Source organism: Blastococcus goldschmidtiae (assembly GCF_031845325.1).
Taxonomy (GTDB): domain Bacteria; phylum Actinomycetota; class Actinomycetes; order Mycobacteriales; family Geodermatophilaceae; genus Blastococcus; species Blastococcus goldschmidtiae.
This window is the reverse complement of record NZ_JAVREI010000006.1, coordinates 23685-45761: the sequence shown is the minus strand read 5'-3', so window position 1 is coordinate 45761 and position 22077 is coordinate 23685. Positions and strand designations below refer to the sequence as shown.

General features: G+C 73.3%; 23 protein-coding genes. 9 read left to right on the top strand and 14 right to left on the bottom strand.

The window, feature by feature from the left end; translation table 11 throughout:
- Positions 1-5: 5 nt before the first annotated feature.
- The 5 genes from RM425_RS10635 to RM425_RS10615 are packed head-to-tail and all read right to left on the bottom strand — an operon-like array spanning position 6 to position 4434.
- A complete protein-coding gene (locus RM425_RS10635; RefSeq protein WP_311345171.1) occupies positions 6-1151 on the bottom strand; it encodes an alpha/beta hydrolase family protein in 1146 nt (381 codons plus the stop codon).
- 2 nt (positions 1152-1153) lie between these two features.
- A complete protein-coding gene (locus RM425_RS10630) occupies positions 1154-2395 on the bottom strand; it encodes an NAD(P)/FAD-dependent oxidoreductase (RefSeq protein ID WP_311345170.1) in 1242 nt (413 codons plus the stop codon).
- On the bottom strand, positions 2392-2601 hold the full coding sequence (locus RM425_RS10625; RefSeq protein WP_311345169.1) for a ferredoxin: 210 nt from the start codon (positions 2599-2601) through the stop codon (positions 2392-2394). The genes RM425_RS10630 and RM425_RS10625 overlap by 4 nt, the downstream gene beginning before the upstream one ends.
- A 46-nt stretch (positions 2602-2647) precedes the next feature.
- Positions 2648-3850 (bottom strand): amidohydrolase family protein, encoded by a 1203-nt coding sequence (locus tag RM425_RS10620; protein ID WP_311345168.1) that lies wholly within the window; start codon positions 3848-3850, stop codon positions 2648-2650.
- The gene (locus tag RM425_RS10615; RefSeq protein WP_311345167.1) at positions 3847-4434 is read right to left on the bottom strand and encodes an amino acid synthesis family protein; all 588 of its coding nucleotides are present in this window, start codon (positions 4432-4434) and stop codon (positions 3847-3849) included. The genes RM425_RS10620 and RM425_RS10615 overlap by 4 nt, the downstream gene beginning before the upstream one ends.
- A 299-nt stretch (positions 4435-4733) precedes the next feature.
- Here RM425_RS10615 and RM425_RS10610 point away from each other — a divergent pair, with 299 nt between their 5' ends.
- Entirely contained in the window at positions 4734-5297 is a 564-nt protein-coding gene (locus tag RM425_RS10610) for an NADPH-dependent FMN reductase (protein WP_311345166.1), read from the top strand.
- Positions 5298-5355: 58 nt separating this feature from the next.
- Here the strand turns inward: RM425_RS10610 and RM425_RS10605 are convergent, their stop codons facing one another.
- Entirely contained in the window at positions 5356-6525 is a 1170-nt protein-coding gene (locus RM425_RS10605) for an MFS transporter (RefSeq protein ID WP_311345165.1), read from the bottom strand.
- Positions 6526-6579: 54 nt separating this feature from the next.
- On the opposite strand from RM425_RS10605, the gene RM425_RS10600 reads away from it, so the two are divergent.
- On the top strand, positions 6580-7107 hold the full coding sequence (locus RM425_RS10600; RefSeq protein WP_311345164.1) for a DUF488 domain-containing protein: 528 nt from the start codon (positions 6580-6582) through the stop codon (positions 7105-7107).
- Positions 7108-7198: 91 nt separating this feature from the next.
- Here the strand turns inward: RM425_RS10600 and pruA are convergent, their stop codons facing one another.
- Positions 7199-8824, bottom strand: coding sequence for an L-glutamate gamma-semialdehyde dehydrogenase (gene pruA / locus RM425_RS10595; protein ID WP_311345163.1), 1626 nt, complete (start codon positions 8822-8824; stop codon positions 7199-7201).
- Positions 8825-8835: 11 nt separating this feature from the next.
- On the bottom strand, positions 8836-9762 hold the full coding sequence (locus tag RM425_RS10590) for a proline dehydrogenase family protein (RefSeq protein ID WP_311345162.1): 927 nt from the start codon (positions 9760-9762) through the stop codon (positions 8836-8838).
- 182 nt (positions 9763-9944) lie between these two features.
- Between RM425_RS10590 and RM425_RS10585 the strand changes: the two genes are divergently transcribed.
- Both RM425_RS10585 and RM425_RS10580 read left to right on the top strand, forming a co-directional pair.
- On the top strand, positions 9945-10580 hold the full coding sequence (locus RM425_RS10585; RefSeq protein ID WP_311345161.1) for a biliverdin-producing heme oxygenase: 636 nt from the start codon (positions 9945-9947) through the stop codon (positions 10578-10580).
- Positions 10577-12925, top strand: a complete 2349-nt coding sequence (locus RM425_RS10580) for a SpoIIE family protein phosphatase (protein ID WP_311345160.1) — start codon at positions 10577-10579, stop codon at positions 12923-12925. Before RM425_RS10585 ends, RM425_RS10580 begins: the two co-directional genes overlap by 4 nt.
- A gap of 3 nt (positions 12926-12928) precedes the next feature.
- On the opposite strand, the gene RM425_RS10575 is transcribed toward RM425_RS10580, so the two are convergent.
- The 4 genes from RM425_RS10575 to idi all read right to left on the bottom strand — a co-directional run bounded on the left by RM425_RS10575 (position 12929) and on the right by idi (position 15586).
- Complete coding sequence (locus RM425_RS10575; RefSeq protein ID WP_311345331.1) at positions 12929-13192, bottom strand: hypothetical protein; 264 nt, start codon at positions 13190-13192, stop codon at positions 12929-12931.
- Between the two features lie 26 nt (positions 13193-13218).
- A complete protein-coding gene (locus RM425_RS10570) occupies positions 13219-13992 on the bottom strand; it encodes an SDR family NAD(P)-dependent oxidoreductase (protein WP_311345159.1) in 774 nt (257 codons plus the stop codon).
- Between the two features lie 81 nt (positions 13993-14073).
- Entirely contained in the window at positions 14074-14904 is an 831-nt protein-coding gene (locus RM425_RS10565) for a polysaccharide deacetylase family protein (protein WP_311345158.1), read from the bottom strand.
- 139 nt (positions 14905-15043) lie between these two features.
- Positions 15044-15586, bottom strand: coding sequence for an isopentenyl-diphosphate Delta-isomerase (gene idi, locus RM425_RS10560; protein WP_311345157.1), 543 nt, complete (start codon positions 15584-15586; stop codon positions 15044-15046).
- 95 nt (positions 15587-15681) lie between these two features.
- Between idi and RM425_RS10555 the strand changes: the two genes are divergently transcribed.
- The 5 genes from RM425_RS10555 to RM425_RS10535 all read left to right on the top strand — a co-directional run bounded on the left by RM425_RS10555 (position 15682) and on the right by RM425_RS10535 (position 20204).
- Positions 15682-16518: an alpha/beta fold hydrolase gene (locus RM425_RS10555; protein ID WP_311345156.1), complete on the top strand. Its 837-nt coding sequence runs from the start codon at positions 15682-15684 to the stop codon at positions 16516-16518.
- Between the two features lie 29 nt (positions 16519-16547).
- Positions 16548-17189 (top strand): alpha/beta hydrolase, encoded by a 642-nt coding sequence (locus RM425_RS10550; RefSeq protein WP_311345155.1) that lies wholly within the window; start codon positions 16548-16550, stop codon positions 17187-17189.
- A 60-nt stretch (positions 17190-17249) separates the two neighbouring features.
- Positions 17250-18608 carry an MFS transporter gene (locus RM425_RS10545; RefSeq protein ID WP_311345154.1) on the top strand — a complete coding sequence of 453 codons (1359 nt, stop codon included), beginning with the start codon at positions 17250-17252 and terminating at the stop codon, positions 18606-18608.
- 54 nt (positions 18609-18662) lie between these two features.
- The gene (locus tag RM425_RS10540) at positions 18663-19001 is read left to right on the top strand and encodes a cytoplasmic protein (protein ID WP_311345153.1); all 339 of its coding nucleotides are present in this window, start codon (positions 18663-18665) and stop codon (positions 18999-19001) included.
- 84 nt (positions 19002-19085) lie between these two features.
- Complete coding sequence (locus tag RM425_RS10535; protein ID WP_311345152.1) at positions 19086-20204, top strand: NAD-dependent epimerase/dehydratase family protein; 1119 nt, start codon at positions 19086-19088, stop codon at positions 20202-20204.
- 17 nt (positions 20205-20221) lie between these two features.
- Here RM425_RS10535 and RM425_RS10530 read toward each other — a convergent pair whose 3' ends face one another.
- Positions 20222-20908, bottom strand: a complete 687-nt coding sequence (locus RM425_RS10530) for a PaaI family thioesterase (RefSeq protein WP_311345151.1) — start codon at positions 20906-20908, stop codon at positions 20222-20224.
- Complete coding sequence (locus RM425_RS10525) at positions 20901-22055, bottom strand: acyl-CoA dehydrogenase family protein (protein ID WP_311345150.1); 1155 nt, start codon at positions 22053-22055, stop codon at positions 20901-20903. Before RM425_RS10525 ends, RM425_RS10530 begins: the two co-directional genes overlap by 8 nt.
- Positions 22056-22077 lie beyond the last annotated feature (22 nt).

The window sequence follows — 22077 nt, the reverse complement described above, 5'->3', positions numbered from 1 at the left end:
CGGCGTCAGATCCGGTGGAGGAACCAGTCGGACAACCGCGACGTCGCGACCGAGAAGTAGTCGTAGCTGCAGTGCAGCGACCCGGCCCCGTCGTAGATGTCCACGGTGACGTCATCGGTCGTGAGCGCGTCGACGAACCGACGTGCGCCCTCGATGTCCATGATGATGTCCCTGGTCCCGTGCATGACGTACACGGGGATCTGCAGTTTGTCGGCGACGCCGTCGAGCGTGAACTCGGCCAGCTTCTCCCGGGCCTCCGCGTCGTCCTTGGAGCCGCTCAGCCACTGCAGCTGCTCCTGGAGCGGCGGGTAGAACTCGTAGAAGTCGGTGAGGATGCTCCAGGTCCCACACCAGGCCGCGACAGCCTTCACCCGCGGCTCGAACGCAGCTGCACGCGGGGCGTAGTAGCCACCGAAGCTCACCCCGGCGAGGCCGAAGCGCTCCGGGTCCACGTCGTCGCGCTTCTCCAGGAAGTCGAGGATGGCCGCGACCGGGACCTCGTAGTCGGGACGGCTGTACATCTCCTTGAAGCGCAGGCTGCTGCCCCGCCCGGGGGTGTCCACCATGACCACGTTCATGCCACGGGCGGGGAACTCGGTCCCGCCGAGGAAGTACAGCTCCTCGGCCCACGAGTCGGCACCGCCGAGGAACAGCACGGTCGGGCGACGCTCACCCGAGTTGTCCGGCCGGACGACGTACCCCTCCATCGTCTTGCCCTCGAACGGGACCTCGATCTGCTCGATGACCCCGTCGGTCAGCGAGGCCGCCTTGCGGAAGTTGGCCCGGCCCGTGTTGTAGGCCTCGGCCCGACGCGGGTCGTGCGACGACAGGAAGAACTCGGAGTGGCGGTAGTAGCTGCACGAGCGGAACAGCGCCCGTCGAGCCGTGGTGATGTCGCCGCGGTCGAGGGCCGCCTGGCCCTGGGCAGCGACCTCCTGGGCCGTGCGGTTCCACTCCCGGTGCCACACCTCCCCGTCGGTAGTCTGGTCGCCGATCCGGGCGGCCGTGCGGGCGCACTCGAAGAGGTCGGCACCGCCGACGGCGACCTGGGCGAGGAGTCGCATGGTCTGCAAGGACCAGTCCTCGTCCTGCGGGAAGAGCTCGATGATCGACAGGGCGTCCTCGTTGGACGCCGCCGAGGTCTCGGACATGGCTACACCTCCTGTACGGCCGGGCCGGAGCCCGGCTCTCTTGTGGACGTGGACCGGCCGCCGGCGAAATGCCCGGCGACCTCCTCCCACGGCGTGCGATTGCGGATGGCCTCGCGGTATTCCGCGAGCCGACGCGGGGTGCGGACGCACACCGCACCGCGCAGGACCCCGTTGCGGCCGTAGAGAGCCACCAGCGCGTCGGGCTTCGGCTCCTCGATCACCAGGTCGTCTGCGGCGTCGGCTCGGCCGACGAAGCGCACCTTGGCGTCGTGCTGGTCGGTCCAGAAGTACGGCACCGACTGGTGGGCCTCCCGATCGCCGAGCAGGGTCCCCGCGGCGTGACGCCCCTGCTCCACGGCGTTCGTCCAGTGCTCGACGCGCATGTCCTCGCTGAACAGGGCGTTGTGCCAGTAGGCGATGTCCCCGGCGGCCACGACACTCGGCACGTTCGTGCTCAGGTCGCTCGCGCAGCGGACCCCGTTCCCGAGGTCGACCCCGCTGCCCTCCAGCCAGTCCGTCTGCGGAACGGCCCCAACGCCACCGACGACGACGTCGGCGGACAGCGTCGGCCCCTCGGCGAAGCGGAGTGTGAAGCCGTCTCCGTGGCTGCTGATCTCCTGCAGCGCGACGGCGCAGCGGATCTCGACGCCGTTGCGCTCGTGCACCTGGCGGATCCAGCCGCCCACCTGCGGACCGAACGCCCGGTTGAGCAGCGTCGCCGCCGTCTCCACCACCGTGACGTCGAGCCCCAGCCGACGGGCCGTCGCCGCGACCTCCAGGCCGATGAACCCGCCGCCCACCACGACCAGGTGACGTCCCGGTAGCAGGTCCGCCCGCAGCCGCCGCGCATCCTCGAGGGTGCGCAGCCGGTGGATCCGCGACGGATCACCACAGGGCACCGGGAGTGGACGCGCCGCCGACCCCGTCGCCAGCACCAGGCCGTCGTATCCGACCGCGTCGCCGCCGTTGAGGTGCAGCGTCCGGGCGGCGGTGTCCAACCCGACGACCCCCTGCCCGAGGCGCAGGCCGATCTGGTGCTCGTCGTACCAGGCCCGGGGCCGCAGCGGCAGCTCGGCGTCGACGCCGTCGTCGAGCAGCGCGTTCTTGGAGAGCGGGGGCTTGTCGTAGGGAAGGGACGCCTCCCTGTCGACCAGGGTGATCTCCCCCTCGAAGCCACGCTCCCGCAGAGCCTCGGCCGCGTGGACGCCGGCGAGCGACGCGCCGACGATCGCGACGTGCCTCACTCCGGGACGTCCTCGACCGCGATCGCGTGGGCGGGGCAACCCCGGGCGGATGCGTCGGCTTTCTCGCGGAGCTCCGCAGGCGGGTGCTCCTGGCGGAGGACGGCGATGTCCTCGTCCTCGTCGAAGTCCCAGATCTCCGAGGCCTCGATGATGCAGTTGGCATATCCCTGACACTTGTCGCGGTCGAAGACCATCCTGTAGCCCATGCGGTGGGTCCTCCGGAATCGATAGCGGGGAGGTCGGACAGCGCGCTCAGTGACCCGCAGCGCTGAGATGGGGCATGTCCGGGGTGACAGCCGCCAGGCGCGCGGCACGTGGCGTGTTCCTGCTGGTGAGGTTCCGGAGATGTCCTCCGGTGATGACTGCCGTGATCCCCGGGATGTCGCCGATCTCCAGCGCCCCGAGCGCGTCCTCCCGGGTGGATCCCCACGGGGCGTCCATGACGATGAGATCCGCCGCCCGTCCCGCCTCGATGACGCCGGCGGGTAGGTCCCAGACACGCGCGTTGTTCCCGGTGGCAGCCGCCCAGAGGAGCGCCGGATCGATACCGGAGAAGGAAGCCAACTCGGCGACCGTCTTGATCACTCCGAGCGGCATGACGCCGGTGCCGGTCGGTGTGTCGGACCCGATCACCACGCGGGCGAAGTGGCCCCCGTCGACAGCCTTGCGGAGGATCCGCAACGACGACTGGAGGTTGCCCGCCTGGACCAGCTGCAGTGCCATCGAGGTCTCGTCGATGATGCGGTCGACGCCCGCTGCTGGCAGCGACGTGGGGCCGCCGTTGATGTGCCCGCAGACGTCCGGTGCCAGGTGCAGCAGGTGATCGGGCGTGATCGGCTTGCTGCCGGGGATGCTGGCTCCCCCGGAGTGGCACATGACCGTGATCCCGTGTGCCTGGGCACTGCGTACCTGGTCGTAGCCGTCCGCGGGGTCCTCGTACAGGCCGAAGCCGAACTTGGCCAGGCGCACGCCGGCCGCCTGCAACTCCGCGAAGTCGCTGTCCCGCAGGGTCGGCTCCAGGACGACGGCGCCGGCATGGACGGTCATCCCACCCGGGTGGAAGTTCTCGAAGCAGGTCTTGGCGGCGATTGCCAGCGCCTTGACCCCGACCGCGCTGTGCGGCCGCCCCTGCGCATGGATCTCCCCGGGTGACACGACGCTCGTGATCCCGCCGTGCACGTAGCTGGCGAGGAAGTCCACGGTCTTCTGGCGCGGCGTGTAGTCGCCGAGGACCACGTGGCAGTGCGAGTCGATCAGCCCGGGGGCGATCGTCGCGCCGTTGGCGTCGACGACGACGTCGGAGTCCGCGACCTCCTGCTGCAGGTCCTGGCGGCGCCCGACGGCGGCGATCGTGCCGTTACGGCTGACGACCGTGTCCGCGCCGTCGATCACCGGGGCCTCGAGGTCGCCCGAGAGGATGCAGCCGGCACCGACGACGGCGATGCTGCCGGTCACTGGGACGCCTTGGCGCGCGCCTCGTCGACCGTCATGCCGCCGACGCGCGCGTTGATGCGCCCCCGGTTGGCCACGGCTGCGATGACGACGATCTCGTCGGGATGCGGCGCGTCGGGGATGCGCACCTCGATGGCGTCGTAATGGCTGCGCACCCAGACCTCGTCCTTGTAGGCGAGAGGGACGTCGATAGCGGCTCCCGCGGTGGCAGGCTTGGTGACCGAGGTGATCCACGCGGTACCACCGCCGATGGCGTCCCGGAAGGCGTTGCCGAACACCGACGTCACCGCGGCGTTGATGTGCTCCTGCTCCCCGTCGGTCCCCACGAGGCCTGCCTTGCCGTAGCTCTCCACCGGTTCGCCGAGAAGCCGCGCGGCCTCCCCCCCGAGCATGGTGCCGATCTCGCCCGAGGCATCGACGAGAGCGCTGAGGTCCTCGACATACCCCTGCCCCGCGTACGGGTTCCGGATCACGGCGCAGACGGCGACCCGCCGCAACGGACCCCGGTCATCGCTCCGACCGGCGGACGAGTGCACGACCTCGACCTGTGAGAAGACCTTGCGGACGGTGGGTGGAGCGCTTGCCACGGTCTCTCCTTCACTAGCGGACAGGCGGCCGCGTCGGGGGCCGACCTGGACCCTAGGTTTGGAAAGGAGCCGGGTTGTCCCCCGGTCGGGTCAATTCGTGCACCGACCCCGGGAGCCCCCGACGCGGCCCCTAGGTTGGTCGTTGCCGGACCGCTACGGCCTCCGGCCGACCGGTATTCCTCTCCCTCACCCGGCGCCGTCGCCGTATCCGGTGAGAGGTGCCCGGTGCTGTCGAATGCGACGTGGCGAGCCCGGACCGAGGCCTTCGTCGAACGGCGCAGTCATGCTGGGAGGAATACGTGACTTTCACGGTCGGATACTTCGTCGGCAGCCTTTCGGGGCAATCGATCAACCGGGTCCTGGCCACGGCTCTGATCCGCTCGGCGCCGGCCGAGTTGGAGTTGGTCGAGATCCCCATCGGGCAGCTGCCGCTGTACAACCGGGACCTCGACGCCGACTACCCACCGGAAGCTCGCGAGCTGAAGCGCACCGTCGAGTCCGTCGATGCGCTGCTGTTCGTCACCCCCGAGTACAACCGCTCGATCCCCGGCGCACTGAAGAACGCCATCGACTGGGGAAGCCGGCCGTGGGGCCACAATTCGTTCGCCCACACGCCCTCGGCGACGATCGGCGCATCTCCGGGGGCGATCGGAACCGCCGTCGCACAGCAATCGCTCAAGAGCATTCTCAGCTACTGCAATTCCCCGCAGCTCAACGCCATGGAGGCCTACATCCAGTTCCGGCCCGAGGCGTTCGGGGAAGGCGGTGAAGTGCTGGACGAATCAGTGCGCGCATTTCTCGAGAAGTTTATGGGAGAATTCCGGGACTTCATCGCTCGCGTGCGCACGGTCCTGCCCGGCTGACCCGGACGGCCGGCCGCCCACGGGTAGCAGCCCGGCCAGCGGCCAGGGCCCGTGGCCGTCAGCGTCGCGCCGCCCCGGGCTCCCGCGCTGCCACCGAGGCCAACGGCCAGAGCAGGGTCAGCAGGACGCCGACGGCGACGTAGGTCCAGTCCAGCCCGATGCCGGCGGCCACCAGGCCGATGAGCAGCGCACCGGTGCCGGTCCCGCCGTCGAACGAGGCGTTCCACACCGCGCTGGCCGTGGTCGTCCCGTTCTCACCGGCTCGTCGGAACGCAGCCAGCAGGGTGAGGTTCTGCACCGCGCCGAACCCGGCGCCGCAGAGGGCCGCGCCCACGACGATCCACGTCCGGTCACCCCCCAGACCGAGGGCCGTGACCACCATCCCGGCCGCCGCACCCAGCAAGGACAGCGGCAGGAGCATCCGGCTGCGGAGCCGGTCGGCCAGCAGCCCCGCGCCCCAGCGCGTGACCGCGGCGCCGAGGCCGAAGACCAGCAGCGCCACGGTGGCCACGGCTCCGTCCGGGCGCTCGATGGGCAGGAAGGTGACCAGACCACCACCAGCCAGGGTGACCACGAAGAGGACGGCCGAGGGGGCCAGCGCGGCACGGACGGCCGCCCGGCCGGATCCCGCGGGCCCCGGGCGGGGCTCCGGCCCCACCGAGCCGACCAGCATCGGCACGAACACCACGCCCAGCACTGGCGCCGCCGACAACCACGCCAGCCATCCGACGTGCCCGTTCAGCACGAGCGCGGCCCCCGCCGGGATGGCGACGAGGTTGGGTATCGCGATCGCCAGGCCGTAGACACCCACGGCCTCTCCGCGCCGTTCCCGCGGGGCCACGCGGATCGCCAGGGTGGCGCCGAGCACGGTCAGCACGGCGAACCCGGCCCCGCGGACGGCGGAAAGTGCGGAGATCCAGAACACGCTGTCGTCGAGCACGTACAGCGGCGCCGGGAGCCCCATCGCCAGCAGCCCGGCGACCAGCACCGGACCGGTGCCGCACCTCGCGGTCAGGGCCGGGATCGCCGTCTGCGTGAGGATGGTGGCCAGCAGGAACACCGCGGTGACCACTCCGGCTGAGCTCTCCGCGGCGCCACCGACCACCGCGTAGGCCGGCAGGGAGGCCAGGGTCAGGCAATAGCTGGTGAAGCCCAGCAGGGTCACGCCCATGAGGCCCTGCATCCCGCGGCCCCGCCACAGCGGCGTCCGGATTCCTGCCTCGCTCACCTGTAGAGCATGACCGGCCGGGCCGCCCCGGCCGCGTACGGGTAGGCATGACCTGTGCCACTGCTGACGGTGGGCCACGGCCCACGCGATCGCGCCGAACTCGGTGACGCGCTGCGGGACGCCGCGATCGCCGTCCTGGTCGACGTTCGCCGCTTCCCCGGCAGCCGGGTCAACCCGGACGTGCGCCGGGAAGCTCTCGAGCAGTGGCTGCCCGCCCAGGGCATCGACTACCGGTGGGACGCCCGGCTCGGCGGCCGCCGGAGCCTGCCCAGGGACGCTCCGGTCGAGGACGGCTGGTGGACCGTCGCCCAGTTCGCCGCCTACGCCGCGCACACCCGGACGCCGGAGTTCGCCGCCGCACTGGACGACGTGCTCGCCGCCGCCGGGGCCGCGACGGTCGCGGTCATGTGCAGCGAGAGCGTGTGGTGGCGGTGCCACCGGCGGCTGATCGCCGACGTCGCCGTCCTGGGCCGGGGTGTGCCGGTGACCCACCTGATGCCCGACGGCCGCCTCGCGCCGCACCGCCCCTCCGAGGGCGCGGTGCTGGGCGAGGACGGCTGCCTCCACTGGCCCGCACGCTGACCGCCGTCCTCCCTCGTCGCCGCGCGTCCTCCCTCTCCGCCCACCGTCGGGGAGGACACGCCACGATCAGGTGACCTGATCCCGGCGGGGGTCAGCGCATGTGCGGGTAGCGGTGATCGGTCGCCGGGACGAACGTCTCCTTGATCGACCGGGTGCTCGTCCAGCGCAGCAGGTTCTGCGCGGCGCCGGCCTTGTCGTTGGTGCCCGAGGCCCGTCCTCCGCCGAACGGCTGCTGCCCGACGACGGCTCCGGTCGGCTTGTCGTTGACGTAGAAGTTGCCCGCGGCGTTGCGCAGGACCCGCTGGGCGTGCGCGATCGCCGACCGGTCCTGCGCGACGATCGAGCCGGTGAGCGCGTACGGCGCCGCGGACTCCATCTGCGCCAGCACGGTGTCGTAGTCGCCGTCCTCGAAGACGTGCACCGCGAGCACCGGGCCGAAGTACTCGGTGGTGAACACCTCGTGGCCCGGGTCGCTGCCCTCGAGGACCGTCGGCCGGACGAAGAACCCCTCGCCGTCGTCCGCCGTGCCGCCGGCGACGACGGTCAGCGCGTCGTCGCCCTTCGCGCGGTCCAGCACGCCGGACAGCTTCGAGAACGACCGCCGGTCGATCACGGCCCCCAGGAAGTTCGAGAAGTCGGTGACGTCGCCCATCGGCAGCGACTCGGTGACGTCGACCAGGTCGTCGCGCAGCCGAGTCCAGACCGTGCGCGGCACGTACGCCCGCGACGCTGCTGAGCACTTCTGGCCCTGGTACTCGAAGGCGCCGCGCACCAGGGCGGTGCGCAGCACGTCGAGGTCGGCCGACGGGTGCGCGACGACGAAGTCCTTGCCGCCGGTCTCGCCGACGATCCGCGGATAGCCGCGGTACCCCGCGATGTTCTGGCCGACGGTCCGCCACAGGTGCTGGAACGTCGTGGTCGAGCCGGTGAAGTGGATGCCGGCCAGGTCGCGGTCGGCCAGCGCGACGTCGGAGACGGCGAGCCCGTCGCCGGGGAGCATGTTGATCACGCCGTCGGGCAGCCCCGCGGCCTCGAGCAGCCGCAGCACGAAGTGCGCCGCGAACTGCTGCGTCGGCGACGGCTTCCAGACGACGGTGTTGCCCATCAGCGCCGGGGCGGTCGGCAGGTTGCCGGCGATCGCGGTGAAGTTGAACGGCGTGACCGCGTAGACGAAGCCCTCGAGCGGACGGTGGTCGACCCGGTTCCACACGCCGTTCGACGACACCGGCTGCTCGGCGAGCAACTCGCGGGCGAAGTGGACGTTCCAGCGCCAGAAGTCGACGAGCTCGCAGGCGCTGTCGATCTCGGCCTGGTAGGCGGTCTTGCTCTGACCGAGCATCGTGGCCGCGTTGAGCGTCTGCCGCCAGGGGCCGGCCAGCAGGTCGGCGGCCTTGAGGAAGACGGCGGCGCGGTCGTCGAACGACAGCTCCTGCCACCCGGGAGCAGCCTCCTTCGCGCACCGGACCGCCTCCTCCGCGTCGGCGTGCGTGGCATGGGCCGAGCAGCCCAGGACGGCGGCGTGCCGGTGCGGCTGCACGACGTCGAACCGCTCCCCACCGGCCATGCGCTGCCGTCCGCCGACGGTCAGGGGCAGCTCGATCGGCGCGGCGGCGAGTTCGGCCAGCCGGCGCCCGAGGGCCTCGCGCTCGGCCGAACCGGGCGCGTAGTCGAGGACCGGCTCGTTGCGCGGGGCGGGAACACGGGTGACGGCATCCATGGCGGTACCTCTCAGGACCTCGTGAGCAGCGAGCGGAGGAAGAAGGCGACGTTGGCCGGGCGCTCGGCCAGACGGCGCATGAAGTAGCCGTACCAGTCGGCGCCGTAGGGCACGTAGGCCCGGACGGTGGTGCCCGCGGCGGCCAGCCGCCGCTGCTCCTCGGGGCGGATGCCGTAGAGCATCTGGACCTCCCACGAGTCCGCGGACCGTGAGTGCTGAGCGGCCAGCTCGTGCGCCCGCGCCACCAACGCGGGGTCGTGCGAGCCGATCATCGGATGGCCCGGGCCGGCCATGAGCAACCGGAGGCAGCGGACGTATGCGGCGTCGACGTCCTTCCTGCGCCGGTGCGCGACGGTCGCCGGCTCGTCGTAGGCCCCCTTGACCAGCCGTACCCGGGAGCCGGGCGACGCCAGCGCCTCGGCGTCCGCCTCGCTGCGGAACAACATGGCCTGCAGCACCGCACCGGTGCCGGGATGCTGCCTGCGCAGGTCGGCGAGCGCCGCCAGCGTGGAGTCGACGGTGGCCGATTCCTCCATGTCGAGGGTCACCGTGGTGCCCAGCGCCGACGCCGCCTCGACGACCGGGCGGACCAGCTCCAGGGCGACGTCGTGACCGCCGGGCAGCGCCTGACCGAAGGCCGACAGCTTGACCGACACCTCGGCGGCCGGGCCGAGGCCGAACGACGCCAGGCCGTCGAGCGCGCGCAGGCAGGCGTCGCGGCTGCGGACCGCCTCCGCCCGGTCGGTGACGTCCTCACCCAGGTGATCGAGGGTCACCGCGAGGCCGTCGGCGGCGAGCGCGTGGACGGCCGCGAGCGCGTCGTCCAGGGTCTCGCCGGCGACGAAGCGGTCGACGACCCGGCGGGTGGCCGGGTGGGCGACGACGGCGCGGCGCAGCCCCGGCCGACGGGACGCGGCGAGCAGGGTCTGCTGCAGCAAGCGGCCTCCCTCCGGGTGCGTGCTCGAGCACCCCGGAACGCTAGGAGGTCCGGGCTCCGAGGGCCAGGGACGCAGGTACGGGCCCGGCACCTTCGCGCCGGCGCGCCTGCTGAGGAACTCCGCACAGGGGGCGGCCCACCCTCACCCGACGACCACGACGGATGCGACCTACCCTCATCGGGATGGCTGCAGGTGACCACGCTGCGCTCCGGGACGACCGCGGCACCGACGAGGACGTGCTGCGCCTGCTCCGGGTGGGCACCGCCGCCGAGCACGAGGACGTCGAACGCACCCTCGACCTGCTCGACCCGTCGCTGAGCCGGCACCGCCTCGCGCAGGTGCTGGACGCGATGCACGGCTTCTGGCGCGCGGCCGAGGCCGGTCTCGACGAGTGGGCGGTCCGCTGCCCGGCCGACGCGGAGCGGGTCGACTGGCCACGCCGGCGTCGCGCATCCCTCTTCGCGGCCGACCTGCGCGGGCTGGGATCGCGGGCGTCGGACCGGTTCCCGCTGCTCCCGCCGGTCCCGGGCACGGACGAGGCCCTGGGCCGGATGTACGTGCTCGAAGGGTCGACGCTCGGCGGGGTCTTCATCGACCGGCACCTGGCCGGGCTGCCCGAACTGGCCGGCGTTCCGATCCGCGCCTTCTCCCCCTACGGCAGCGAGACCGGCGCCATGTGGGCGGCCTTCCGCCGGGTCACCCGGGCGCGCGTGGCCGAGGGCGGCGACGCGGGCGCGATGCTCGGGGCGGCGCGCACGACGTTCGCGGCGCTGGCCGGCTGGTGCCGGCCAGCCGCGATGACCGGCCTCCCGGCATGACCGGCGCCCCGGAGATCGACTTCCTGGCACCAGGGACCCCGGTCGACCTCAGCAACTGCGAGCGCGAGCCCATCCACGTGCCGGGCAGCATCCAGCCGCGCGGGGTGCTCCTCGCCGTCAGCGATCCCCACCACGTGGTCGAGCAGGCGTCGGAGAACCTCGAACAACTGACCGGCGTGCCCTGGCAGGAGGCGCTGGGCCGCCCGCTGGCCGACGTCCTGGGCGCCGCCGCCGCCGGCGCCGTGATCCGTTCCGCGAGCGCCTTCGGCGACCTGCGCGAGCGCAACCCGGTCGAGGTCACCCTCGACGTCCGCGGCGAGCAGGTGCCGGTCGACGCCCTGCTGCACCGGGCGATCGTCGAGGGCGAGCTGCCCCGCGGCCGGGGTGGTGCCACCGGCGGCACGCCGAGCACCAGCCTCGTGGTGGAGCTGGAGCCGGCGCGCGGACCGCGGCCGTTCTCCTTCCCGAACACCTACCAGGCGGTGCGCGGGACGATCGCCGACCTCAACCGGGCCTCCTCGCTCCAGGAGCTGTACGACATCACCGCCCAGGCGGTGCGGGGCCTCACCGGCTTCGACCGGGTGATGGTCTACCGCTACGACGCCGACTACAACGGCGAAGTCGTGGCCGAGGCCAAGCTCGACGGGCTCAACTCCTTCCTGGGCCTGCACTACCCGGCCTCGGACATCCCCGCCCAGGCGCGGGCCCTGTACGAGAAGAACTGGATCCGGCTGATCTCCGACGTGGACTACGTGCCCTCGCCGGTCCGGCCGACCGATCACCCGACCAGTGGCCGGCCGCTGGACATGACCTTCTCCACGCTGCGCAGCGTGTCGCCGATCCACGTCGAGTACCTGCACAACATGGGCGTCCGCGCCTCGATGTCCATCTCGCTGCTTCGGGACGACAAGCTGTGGGGCCTCATCGCCTGCCACCACTACAGCGGCCCGCACGCCCCGCCGTACGCCACCCGTGCCGCGGCGGAGTTCCTCGGTTCGACGCTCTCGCTGCGCCTGGTGGACCGCGCCCAGGAGGAGGAGGTGCGCCGCGCCCTCCGGGTGCGCTCGACGCTGACCTCCCTGACCGCGGCCGCCCTGGACGAGGACCGCACGCTCACCGACACCCTGCTCGGCTCCCCCAGCCTGCTCGACCTGCTGCCCGCCGACGGCGTCGTCGTCCGCCTCCAGGGGCGGACGCGCGCGGCCGGGAGCGAGATCCCCCTCGACGTCGCCGAGGCGGTCGCCGCCTGGGCCGCGGGCCGGGAGGACGACGTCGTCGCCACCGAGTCGCTGCACCGGGACGCGCCGCAGCTGGGCGCGCCCGAGGAGCTGGCCTGCGGCGCCCTCGTGCTGCCGCTGCCCGAGGGGCAGTTCGTGATGTGGCTCCGCGGCGAGTCGGTGCGGCACATCGACTGGGGCGGCGATCCGCACAACAAGGCCATCGCCGAGCGCGAGGGCGACGAGATCCGGCTCAGCCCCCGCAAGTCCTTCGAGCGCTGGCGCGAGTCCGTGCGCGGGCGGTCGGAGCCGTGGACGCCCGAGCAGGTGGCCGAGGCGACCGAGCTGCGCACCCATCTGCTGGAGGCGCTGTACGCCCGCTCGCGCAGCGTCGTGCGGGCCGCGGAGACGCTGCAGCGCAGCCTGCTCACCGAGCCGGTGCAGCCGGCCGGCTTCGAGCTCGCCGTCCGTTACGTGCCCGCCGCGCGCGAGGCGCAGGTGGGGGGCGACTGGTACGACGTGTTCGACCTGCCCGACGGCTCGACCATCCTGGTCATCGGCGACGTGGCCGGCCACGACAGCCACGCGGCGGCTACGATGGGCCAGCTGCGCGGCCTGCTCCGCGGCATCGCCTACTCCGGCAGCGCCGGTCCGGCCGGGCTCCTCACGCAGCTCGACGGGGCGATCGCGGGGCTCGGCCTCGGAGCCCTGGCCACCGTGCTGGTGGGCCGGCTCGAGCGGCCCGAGGGGGCCGACGGCGCCACCCTGCTGCGCTGGGCCAGCGCCGGCCACCTCCCCCCGCTGCTCCGCGGTCCCGACGGTCGCGTGCAGGTGCTGGACAAGCCCCGGCCCGGCCTGCTCCTCGGCGTCGACGCCTCGCGGCCGCGCACCGAGCAGCAGGTGCTGCTCCAGCCCGGCAGCACTCTGCTGCTCTACACCGACGGGCTCGTCGAGCGCCGCGACCAGATCTTCGACGACGGAGTCGAGCTGCTCGCCGGGGCGCTGGCCGAGCTGGGGAGCCGCCCGGTCGGCGAGCTGTGCGACGCCCTGCTGGGACGGCTGCTGCCCGACGGCGCCGAGGACGACGTCGCGCTCGTCGCGGCCTGCGTCCGCCCCTGCCGGCCCTAGCCCTCAGTCCTCCAGGTCGGGCGCGGCGAACAACGGGGTCAACCCGTTGTCCGGCGCCGGTGCCTTCCGCTCGCTGGCCTTGACCTCAGGGATCGTGTCCCGCACGGGGATCTCGGGCAGCCCACGCGCGTCCCGCTCCAGGGCGGCCAGCAGTCGCTCCTCGTCGGGCGCGAGGTCCCCGGGGCCCAGGCGGGACCCGTGCCCGAGCGCATCATCGGAGGCGACCGTCGTCCTGTCCTCCGGGTCGCTCCCGTCCGGTCCGGCCATGCTCACGTCGCCCACCCCCGCCGGGCTCAACGAGGGAAGTTGGGCTCGAGACGCGGCACGATCTGCATCTCGGGCACGAACGCCGACGGGTGCAGCAGCACGAGGGTGCGCACCATCTCGGCCACCGCCGACGGCGGCATCATCAGGTGGGAGGGGATGCCCCACTGCTCCATCATCGGCGTGTCCATGGCCGCCGGGATGACCGACTGCACCCGGCACGGGAAGGGGCGCTCGGTGCCGTCGGGCTGCGTCACGGCCTTCTCCCGCAGCTCGCGCTGGATGCACCTGGTCGCGTTGAGGAAGCCGGCCTTCGAGCCGTTGTAGGCGATGGCGCCGCTGCCCGAGGTGATCGCCGACAGCGACACGATGTGGACGACGTCCGCCGTGCGCCCCTCCGGCAGGTGCTGCACCCGCTTGGTGAACTCGCTGGTGAGGAAGACGGGGCCTTCGAAGTTCACCGCCTGCACCCGCCGGTAGTCGGCGAGGTCGATGTCGGTGATGTAGCCCGGCCGGTCGATGCCCGCGACGTTGACGAGGATGTCGAAGCTGTCGCCGTGGGCGTCGAAGAGGCCGCCGACCACGGTGCGCCGGCTCTCGTCGTCGGTGACGTCCAGGGCCACCACCTCGGCGCTGCCGCCGGCGTCGGTCACCAGACGGCCGGTCTCCTCGCTGCCGGTTGCGTCGATGTCCGCGATCGCCACGTGCGCTCCGGCCTCGGCCAGCGCCACGGCCGTGGCGCGGCCCAGTCCGCTCGCGGCTCCCGTGACGAGCGCGACGCGCCCCTTCAGCGACTCCTGCATCCGGTCCTCCAGTCCATGGTTCGATCGACTCCCCCAGCCTCGCCGAGAACCGCACCGGTCGCAGGTCGGAGCCGGCCGGGGTCAGCTCCCGACGTGGCCGGTGGCCACCGCGCCCCGGAAGGACGACGACGGCGGCGCCCAGACGTCGGCCAGGGTGACCGTGCGCAGCTGCCGCTCGCGGATCAGGTCCAGCAGCTCGCCGTACACGGTGGTCACGGTCGGGTGGTTGGCGTGGCCGACCACGATGGTCTGCGGGGTGAACCACTCGCGCGCGTAGCCGACCAGCTCCGCGCCGGTGAGGACCCGCGAATCGCCGAGCGTGCCGTTCCACATCGCGATCGTCGGGTGACCGAGGTCGGCCGCTATCCGGTCGGTCCGCTCGTCGTGGGCGCCGAACGGCGGGCGGAGGAACGGGGTGTCGACGACGCCGAGTGTCGTGCGGAGGAACTGCTGGTTGCGGCGGATCTCCTCGGCGATCTCGGCGTCGCCCAGGCGCGTGAGGTCGGGGTGGGACCACGTGTGGTTGCCGAACGCCACCTGACCGGACTCGGCGAGCGGGCGGAGGACGGCGGCGTTCTCCGCCCACGACCGGTAGCGCCCGTTGGGGAAGAAGGTGAGCCGGACGCCGGCGTCGACGGCGAGGGTGGCGAAGGCCGCGACGACCTCGCTGTTCGTGCCGTCGTCGATGGTCAGCGCCAGCCCGTTGCCCGCGCCGGGCAACGCGGTGACCACCTCTGCCGGAGCGACCGGCCGGGCGGGCACCTCCACGGCCGCCACGGGGGACGGCGGCAGGCCCGTCGGCGCCGCGACGGGCACGCCCTCGCCGGCGCGCGTGCCCGTGACCGCCCCCCGACCGGTGGCGGCCACGGCGAGCCCTGCGGCGAGCGTCAGCAGGAACCCTCGTCGGTCCATGCGCGCGACGCTAGGCAGGGCGCAGCGGCTCCCCGGTGCAGCTCGGGGACGACGCGCCGCAGCCGTTCGCAGCGCATCCGGAGGGCTCCGCTGCGTGACGGGAAGCGCTCACCAGGCGTGTCGCTGGAACTACCTGCCGTCAGGCAGTGGGCAGCAGGCCGGCGTCCTCGATCATCCGGGCCTGCTCCCGGCACCACGGCGACCACGCGTCACCCTCGGTCTCCTGCCGGCGGCGGAACGCCGCCCAGTCGAGCACCTCCCACGCGCCGACCTCGGTCGGGTCGGGTGCCGGCGAGCCGGCGTACCGCCCCAGGTAGACGGGGCAGATCTCGTTCTCCACGACCCCGCGGAACTCGGCCCGGTAGCGGTAGCCGGGCAGGGCCGGCCGGAGTTCGCTGACCCGCAGGCCGAGCTCGAAGGCGGCCCGGCGGGCGATCGCGGCGTCGTCGTCCTCGTCCGGTCCGGGGTGGCCGCAGACGGTGTTGGTCCACATGCCCGGGAACGTCTGCTTCCCGTCCGCCCGCCGGGTGACCAGCAACCGGCCGGCGTCGTCGAACAGGTACGCGGAGAAGGCGCGGTGCAGCGGTGTCTCCCCGTGGTGCACCAGCGGCTTGGGCATCGTGCCGATGGCCCGGCCGTCGTCGTCGACCAGCACGATCATCTCGGGAGAAGGGGAGGTCACCGCCCCATCGTCCCTGACCGTCGCGGCCCGCGCCCGCACCGGACGCGGGGGGACCACCCCGTGCGCATCGCTCCGCCGAGGAGCAGAGTCGTCGGATGGACAGCTTCCGCCGCGACGGCCTGACCTTCGACGTCCGGGACGCCGGTCCCGGGGACGGCGAGCCCGTCGTCCTGCTGCACGGCTTCCCGCAGGACTCCGCCGCCTGGGACCGCGTCGCCCCGGCGCTGCACGGGCACGGGCTGCGCACCCTCGCGCCGGACCAGCGGGGCTACTCCCCCATGGCCCGGCCGCGCGGGCGGGCGCACTACCGGCTCCGCGAGACGGTGGGCGACGTGCTGGCCCTGCTCGACGCGGCCGGGCTGGAGAGCGCGCACGTCGTCGGTCACGACTGGGGCGGCATCGTGGCGTGGGGGCTGGGCGCCTGGCACCCCGACCGGGTCCGCACCCTCACCGCCCTGTCCGTGCCGCACCCCGCCGCCATGGCCAAGGCCATGGTCACCAGCGACCAGGGGCTGCGCTCGTACTACATGGGCGTGTTCCAGCTGCCGCTGATCCCGGAGCGGCTGCTGCTGGCCGGCGACGGCGCCGTGCTGCGCCGGATGCTGCGCTCCGGCGGGCTGGACGACGCCGTCGTGGACCACTACGTCCGCCGCATGCAGGAGCCAGGGGCGCTGTCCGCGGCCCTGGGCTGGTACCGGGCGCTGCCGTGGGCCGGCCGGGACCCGGTCGGAACGGTGCGCGTGCCCACGCTGCACGTGTGGAGCACCGGTGACGCGTTCCTCGGCCGGACCGCGACCGAGGCCACCGAGCGCTTCGTCGACGCCCCCTACCGGCTGGAGGTGCTCGAGGGCGTGCCGCACTGGATCCCCGAGCTGGCCGCCGACCGCGTCGCCCAGCTGGTCACCGCGCACGTGCGCACGGCGGCGTCCTGACCGGCCGAGACCGGCGCGGGGGCCCGTCCATGGCCGGTGCGCTGGTCACCGAGACGTTGGACCACGACCGTGGTCGGCAGGTCACCGCGTACGTACCGCCCCGCGGACCCGAGGCGGTCGTGTTCGCCGGTGACGTCCGGCTGATCGCGCCGTGGGGCGCCCTCCTGGAGGCGGCGGACGTACCACCCACGATGATCATCGGCGTCCACGGCCTCGCCGACGAGACACTCCGGCTCCACGAGTACTCACCGGGCTTCGACCCGGAACGGTTCGCGGCGCACGAGGAGTTCTTCGTCGGCGACGTCCGACGTTGGGTGCGGTCCCGCTTCGACGTCGCGCTGCCCGCGGTGCGCACCTCGGTCTGCGGTGCCTCGGCCAGTGGCGAGCTCGCACTCGCCCTCGGCCTCCGGCACCCCGACGTCTACGGAGCGGTCTTCTGCGCCTCACCGGGTGGGGGCTACCGACCGCCCGTGACCATGCCGAGGCCGCTCCCCCGTGCGTACCTGGTCGCCGGCACGCAGGAGCCGTTCTTCCGCGACAACGCACTGCGCTGGGCTCGGGCGCTCGACGACGCCGGAGCGGACGTCGTGATGACGGAGCGCCCCGGGTCGCACGGCGACGTGTTCTGGCGCGACGAGTTCCCGCTCATGGCGGCGTGGGCGTTCGGGTAGAGCCGTGGCCGTGCAGGCCCAGCGCGAGCCGACGGGCGGGGTCCTCGGCAGACTGACGGCATGACGGCGACGACCTCCCCCGCGACCCGGGCCGAGCGGCTCGACCGGCTGCCCTTCACCCGCGAGCACGGCCGGCTGGTCTTCGGCTCCGGTCTGGGCTGGGCGCTGGACGCCATGGACGTCGGGCTGATCTCCTTCGTCCTCGCGGCGCTGGCCACCCAGCAGCAGTGGGACATCACCTCCTCCGAGCTGTCCTGGATCGCCTCCATCGGCTTCGTCGGCATGGCCCTGGGCGCCACCCTGGGCGGGCTGCTCGCCGACCGGATCGGCCGGCGCCAGGTCTTCGCGATCACCCTGCTCGTGTTCGGGCTCGCGACCGGTGCGGCCGCACTGTCCTGGTCGGTCGGCGCGCTCCTGGTCTTCCGCTTCCTCGTCGGGCTCGGCCTCGGCGCCGAGCTCCCGGTGGCCTCGACGCTGGTGAGCGAGTTCGCCCCGGCGCGCGTCCGCGGCCGGGTGGTCGTCTGGCTGGAGGCGTTCTGGGCGGTCGGCTGGACCATGGCCGCGCTGATCGGCTTCTTCGTCGTCCCGCGCAGCGACGAGGGCTGGCGGTGGGCGCTCGCCATCGGTGCCCTCCCGGCGCTCTACGCCGCCGTCGTCCGCTGGGGGCTGCCCGAGTCGGTGCGCTTCCTGGAGACCCGCGGGCGGGTGGAGGAGGCCGAGGCGGCGGTGCGGCGCTTCGAGCAGTCGGCCGGCGTGGCAGCCGTCCCGTCGCCGCCCCCGGCACCGGTCGTCGCGCCGCGCCCCTGGGCGGTCTGGGCGGTCGGCACCCGGGCCCGGACCGCTGCGCTGTGGACGGTCTGGTTCAGCATCAACTTCGCGTACTACGGCGCGTTCATCTGGCTGCCGTCCCTGCTGGTCGCGGACGGCTTCACGCTGACCAAGTCGTTCGGGTACACCCTCGTCATCACGCTGGCCCAGCTGCCGGGGTACGCCGCGGCCGCGTTCCTGATCGAGAAGTGGGGACGGCGGGCCACGCTGGCCACGTTCCTCGCCGGGTCGGCCCTGGGCGCCGGGCTGTTCGCCGCGGCCGACAGCGACACCACCGTCCTGGTCACCGGGATGGTGCTGTCGTTCTTCAACCTCGGGGCGTGGGGCGCGCTCTACGCGGTGACGCCGGAGGTCTACCCGACCGTGCTGCGGGCCACCGGTACCGGCGCCGCGGCGGGCTTCGGCCGGTTGGCGTCCATCGCCGCGCCGCTGGCCGTGCCGCGCCTGGTCGACATGGGGGGCACCGGCCTGGTGTTCGGCATCTTCGCCGCGTTCTTCGTCCTCGGCGCGCTGGCCACGTGGGGTCTGCCCGAACGCCGCGGCCAGGCCCTGGACGACGACGTCGCGGCACCCTCCCCCGTCTCCGCCTGACGGGACGCCCGGGACCCTGGTCCACGACCGTCCGCCGGAGCACAGTGAGCGGGCATGACCCTCGACCCGGTGCTGACGAACCCCGAGCACTACTCCGTGGTGTTCGAGAACGACCGGGTGCGCGTGCTGCAGTACTCCGACCGCCCCGGCGACCGGACGACACCGCACGCGCATCCGGACAGCGTGATGCACACGCTCACCTCGTTCCGGCGGCGGCTGCACTCCGGGGATGTCCACCGCGACGTCGACATGCCGGCCGGCCTGACCGGCTGGCTGCCCGCCCAGGAGCACTCGGGCGAGAACATCGGGGAGACGGAGACCCGCGTGCTCTTCGTCGAGCTCAAGGACGGCTCGCCGGGCCCGGCGGGGACCGCAGCTCTCGGCCCGGCGTGACCCGGTACGCCCGGAGCCGGTCCGCGTCCCCGCGACCCTGGGAGAGCCCCGGTTCGCAGCGACCCGACCGGGTAGCGGCAGGTCATGGCTGACTTCTCCCCCGGGCACCTGCAGGGCGCCACCGTGGCCGTCACCGGCGCGAGCGGCAACGTCGGGACGGCGCTGCTGCGGCGGCTGACCGCACCGGGCAGCGGCGTCGCGGAGGTGCGCGGCCTGGCCCGCCGGCTGCCGCCGGAGGTGGCGCCCTACGACGGCGTCCGCTGGTTCTCCGCCGACCTCGGGGAGCCCGCCAGCGAGACCGTCCTGGCGGAGTTCATGGACGGCGCGGACGTCGTGATCCACCTCGCCTGGGCCCTGCAGCCCGGCCGCGAGCCCGAGCGGCTGCACCGGGTGAACGTCGACGGCTCCTGGCGGGTGGCCCGGGCCGCGAAGGCCGCCGGCGTGCAGCAGTTCCTGCACATGTCGTCGATCGGCGCATACACCGCCGGCGCCGTCGGGCACAGGGTCACCGAGGACTGGCCGACCACCGGCGTCCCCAGCTCGCAGTACAGCCGCGACAAGAGCGAGGCCGAGCGCGTCGTCCGCCAGGTCCTCGCGCACCGGTCACCCACGGTGCTGTCGGTCGCGCGGCCCACGCTCGTGCTCCAGCCGGCGGCGGGCAGCGAGATCGGCCGCTACTTCCTGGGGCCCCTCCTCTTCGCTGCCGCCCGTCAGCTCCCCGGCGCGCTGGCCCGGCTGCTGCCTCTACCGCTCCCGGCCGTCGCGGTGTCCTTCGTGCACGCCGACGACGTCGCCGACGCGCTCGAGCGGATCGTCGACCGCCGGGTGCCCGGACCGTTCAACATCGCGGCCGAGCCGGTCCTGGACGCCGGCGGGATCGCCACGGCACTCGGCACCCGCCGGATACCGGTCCCCGCGATCGCCCTGCGCGTGTCCCTGCAGGCTGCCTTCGCCGCGCACCTGGTGCCCACCGAGCCCGGCTGGCTGGACATGGGCACCTCGCTGCCGGCGATGGACACCAACCGCGCCCGCACGCTGCTGGACTGGGCGCCGGTCCACCGCAGCGACGACGTGCTGCGCCAGTTCGTCGCCGCGCTGGGCGCCGGCACCGGCGGGCCCGGCGCGCTGCTGCGGCCCGCATCCGGCCCGGTGCTCGACCCCGCCGGCGACCCGGCGAACGTGCCCGGCCCGCGGGCCGACTGAGACCCGCGGGCCCCGGCTCAGGACCGGCTGGTCCAGGCCCCCACGTCGCGGCCGGTCCGGGAGAAGACCTCCGAGGCGCGATCGGCGCGCAGGGCGACGAGTGTCGCCTCGCCCTCGGCCAGCGTGATCTCCGGGGCGTCCTCGGCCACCAGGCGTGCGGTGGCCGTGGCCCGGCGGCCCTCGACCGAGACCAGCTCGCCGGTGACCACGAGCGGCACGCCCAGGTGCACCGGGCGGCGGTAGGAGACGGTCAGCGTGGCGGTCAGTCCGCCGTGACCGGCTGCGCGCGCCGACCGGGCGAGCACGTGGTCGAGCAGGGTGGCGACGACGCCGCCGTGCACCAGGCCGGGTGGGCCCTCGTGCTGCTTGCCGACCGTCACCCTGCCGACGCAGCGGCGCTCCGCCGGCAGGTCCTCCACCACCATGGGCGGCGCCACCGGGCTCCCCGGGCCGTAGACGGGGCTGTACCAGCGCTCGCCGGTCGCCGGGTCGTCCACCGTCGCGATCTCGTGCACCTCGCGGAGGTCGTCGGACAGCAGCCCGGTGAGCTGCCGGGCCGCCCGGGTGGCCGCGGCGAGACGGTCCGGTGGCACCTCGGTGCGGACGGCGGCGTCGACCAGCTCCCGCAGCGCGTGGCCGAGCTCCGCGACGGCGTCCCGGCGAACCACGCGCTGCTCGGCCGACAGCTCGAGGCGCTCAGCCACGAGGCATGCCTGCCTCGCGCAGCAGCCCACCGCCGATGATGACCCGCTGGACCTCGCTGGTGCCCTCGTAGAGACGGAACAGCCGGGCGTCGCGGTAGAAGCGCTCGACCGGCGTGGTGCGCAGGTAGCCCATGCCGCCGTGGATCTGGACGGCGTTGTCGGTCGCGCGGGCCACCATCTCGGTGCAGAAGAGCTTCGCCGACGACGGGCCGATGGACATGTCCTCGCCGCTGTCGTAGCGCTCGGCGACCTCCCGCACCATGCTGCGGCCCGCGAGGACCTCGGCGTGCATGTCGGCGAGCATCGCCTGCACCAGCTGGAACCGGCCGATGGGCGCACCGCCCTGCTTCGCCGTCGCCGCGTAGGCCACCGACTCGTCGAGGACCCGCTGGGCCATGCCGACGCACAGCGCGGCGATGTGCAGCCGCCCCCGGGAGAGCACGGTGAGCGCCTTGGCGTAGCCGCGGCCCTCCTCGCCGATCAGCGCCTCGGCGGGCACCCGGACGTCGTCGAAGAAGACCTCCGCGGTCCAGGCACCGGACTGCCCCATCTTCTTGTCCTTCGGACCCACCGTGACGCCGGGCGTGGAGGTCTCCACCGCGAAGCTGGAGATTCCGCGGCCGCCCTTCTCCTCCGGGTTGGTGCGCGCGAACACCATGAACAGGTCCGCGAGCGGGGCGTTCGTGATGTAGCGCTTGCTGCCGTTGATGACCCAGGAGTCGCCGTCGCGGCGGGCGGAGGTGCGCAGCCCGGCGGGGTCGGAGCCGGCCTCGGCCTCGGTGAGCGCGAAGGAGCCGATCAGCTCTCCAGCGGCCAGCCCTGGCAGGTACTTCTTCTTCTGCTCCTCGCTGCCGAACTTGGCGATCACCTGCCCGGCGATGCCGTTGTTCGTGCCGAACAGCGAGCGGAACGCCGGGGTCGTGTAGCCGAACTCCATGGCCAGCTGCACGTCCTCGGCCATGCCGACGCCGAGCCCGCCGTACTCCTCGGGCAGCGCGTACCCGAACAGCCCCATCTCGGCGATCTGCGCGCGCAGCTCGTCGGGGATGCGGTCCTCGTCCTCGATGCGTTCCTCGAGCGGGATGACCTCCTCGCGCACGAGCTGACGAACGGCGGCCTTGATCTGTCGGAAGTCCTCGGCGTCCACGGTGACATTGTCGCCCCACTGG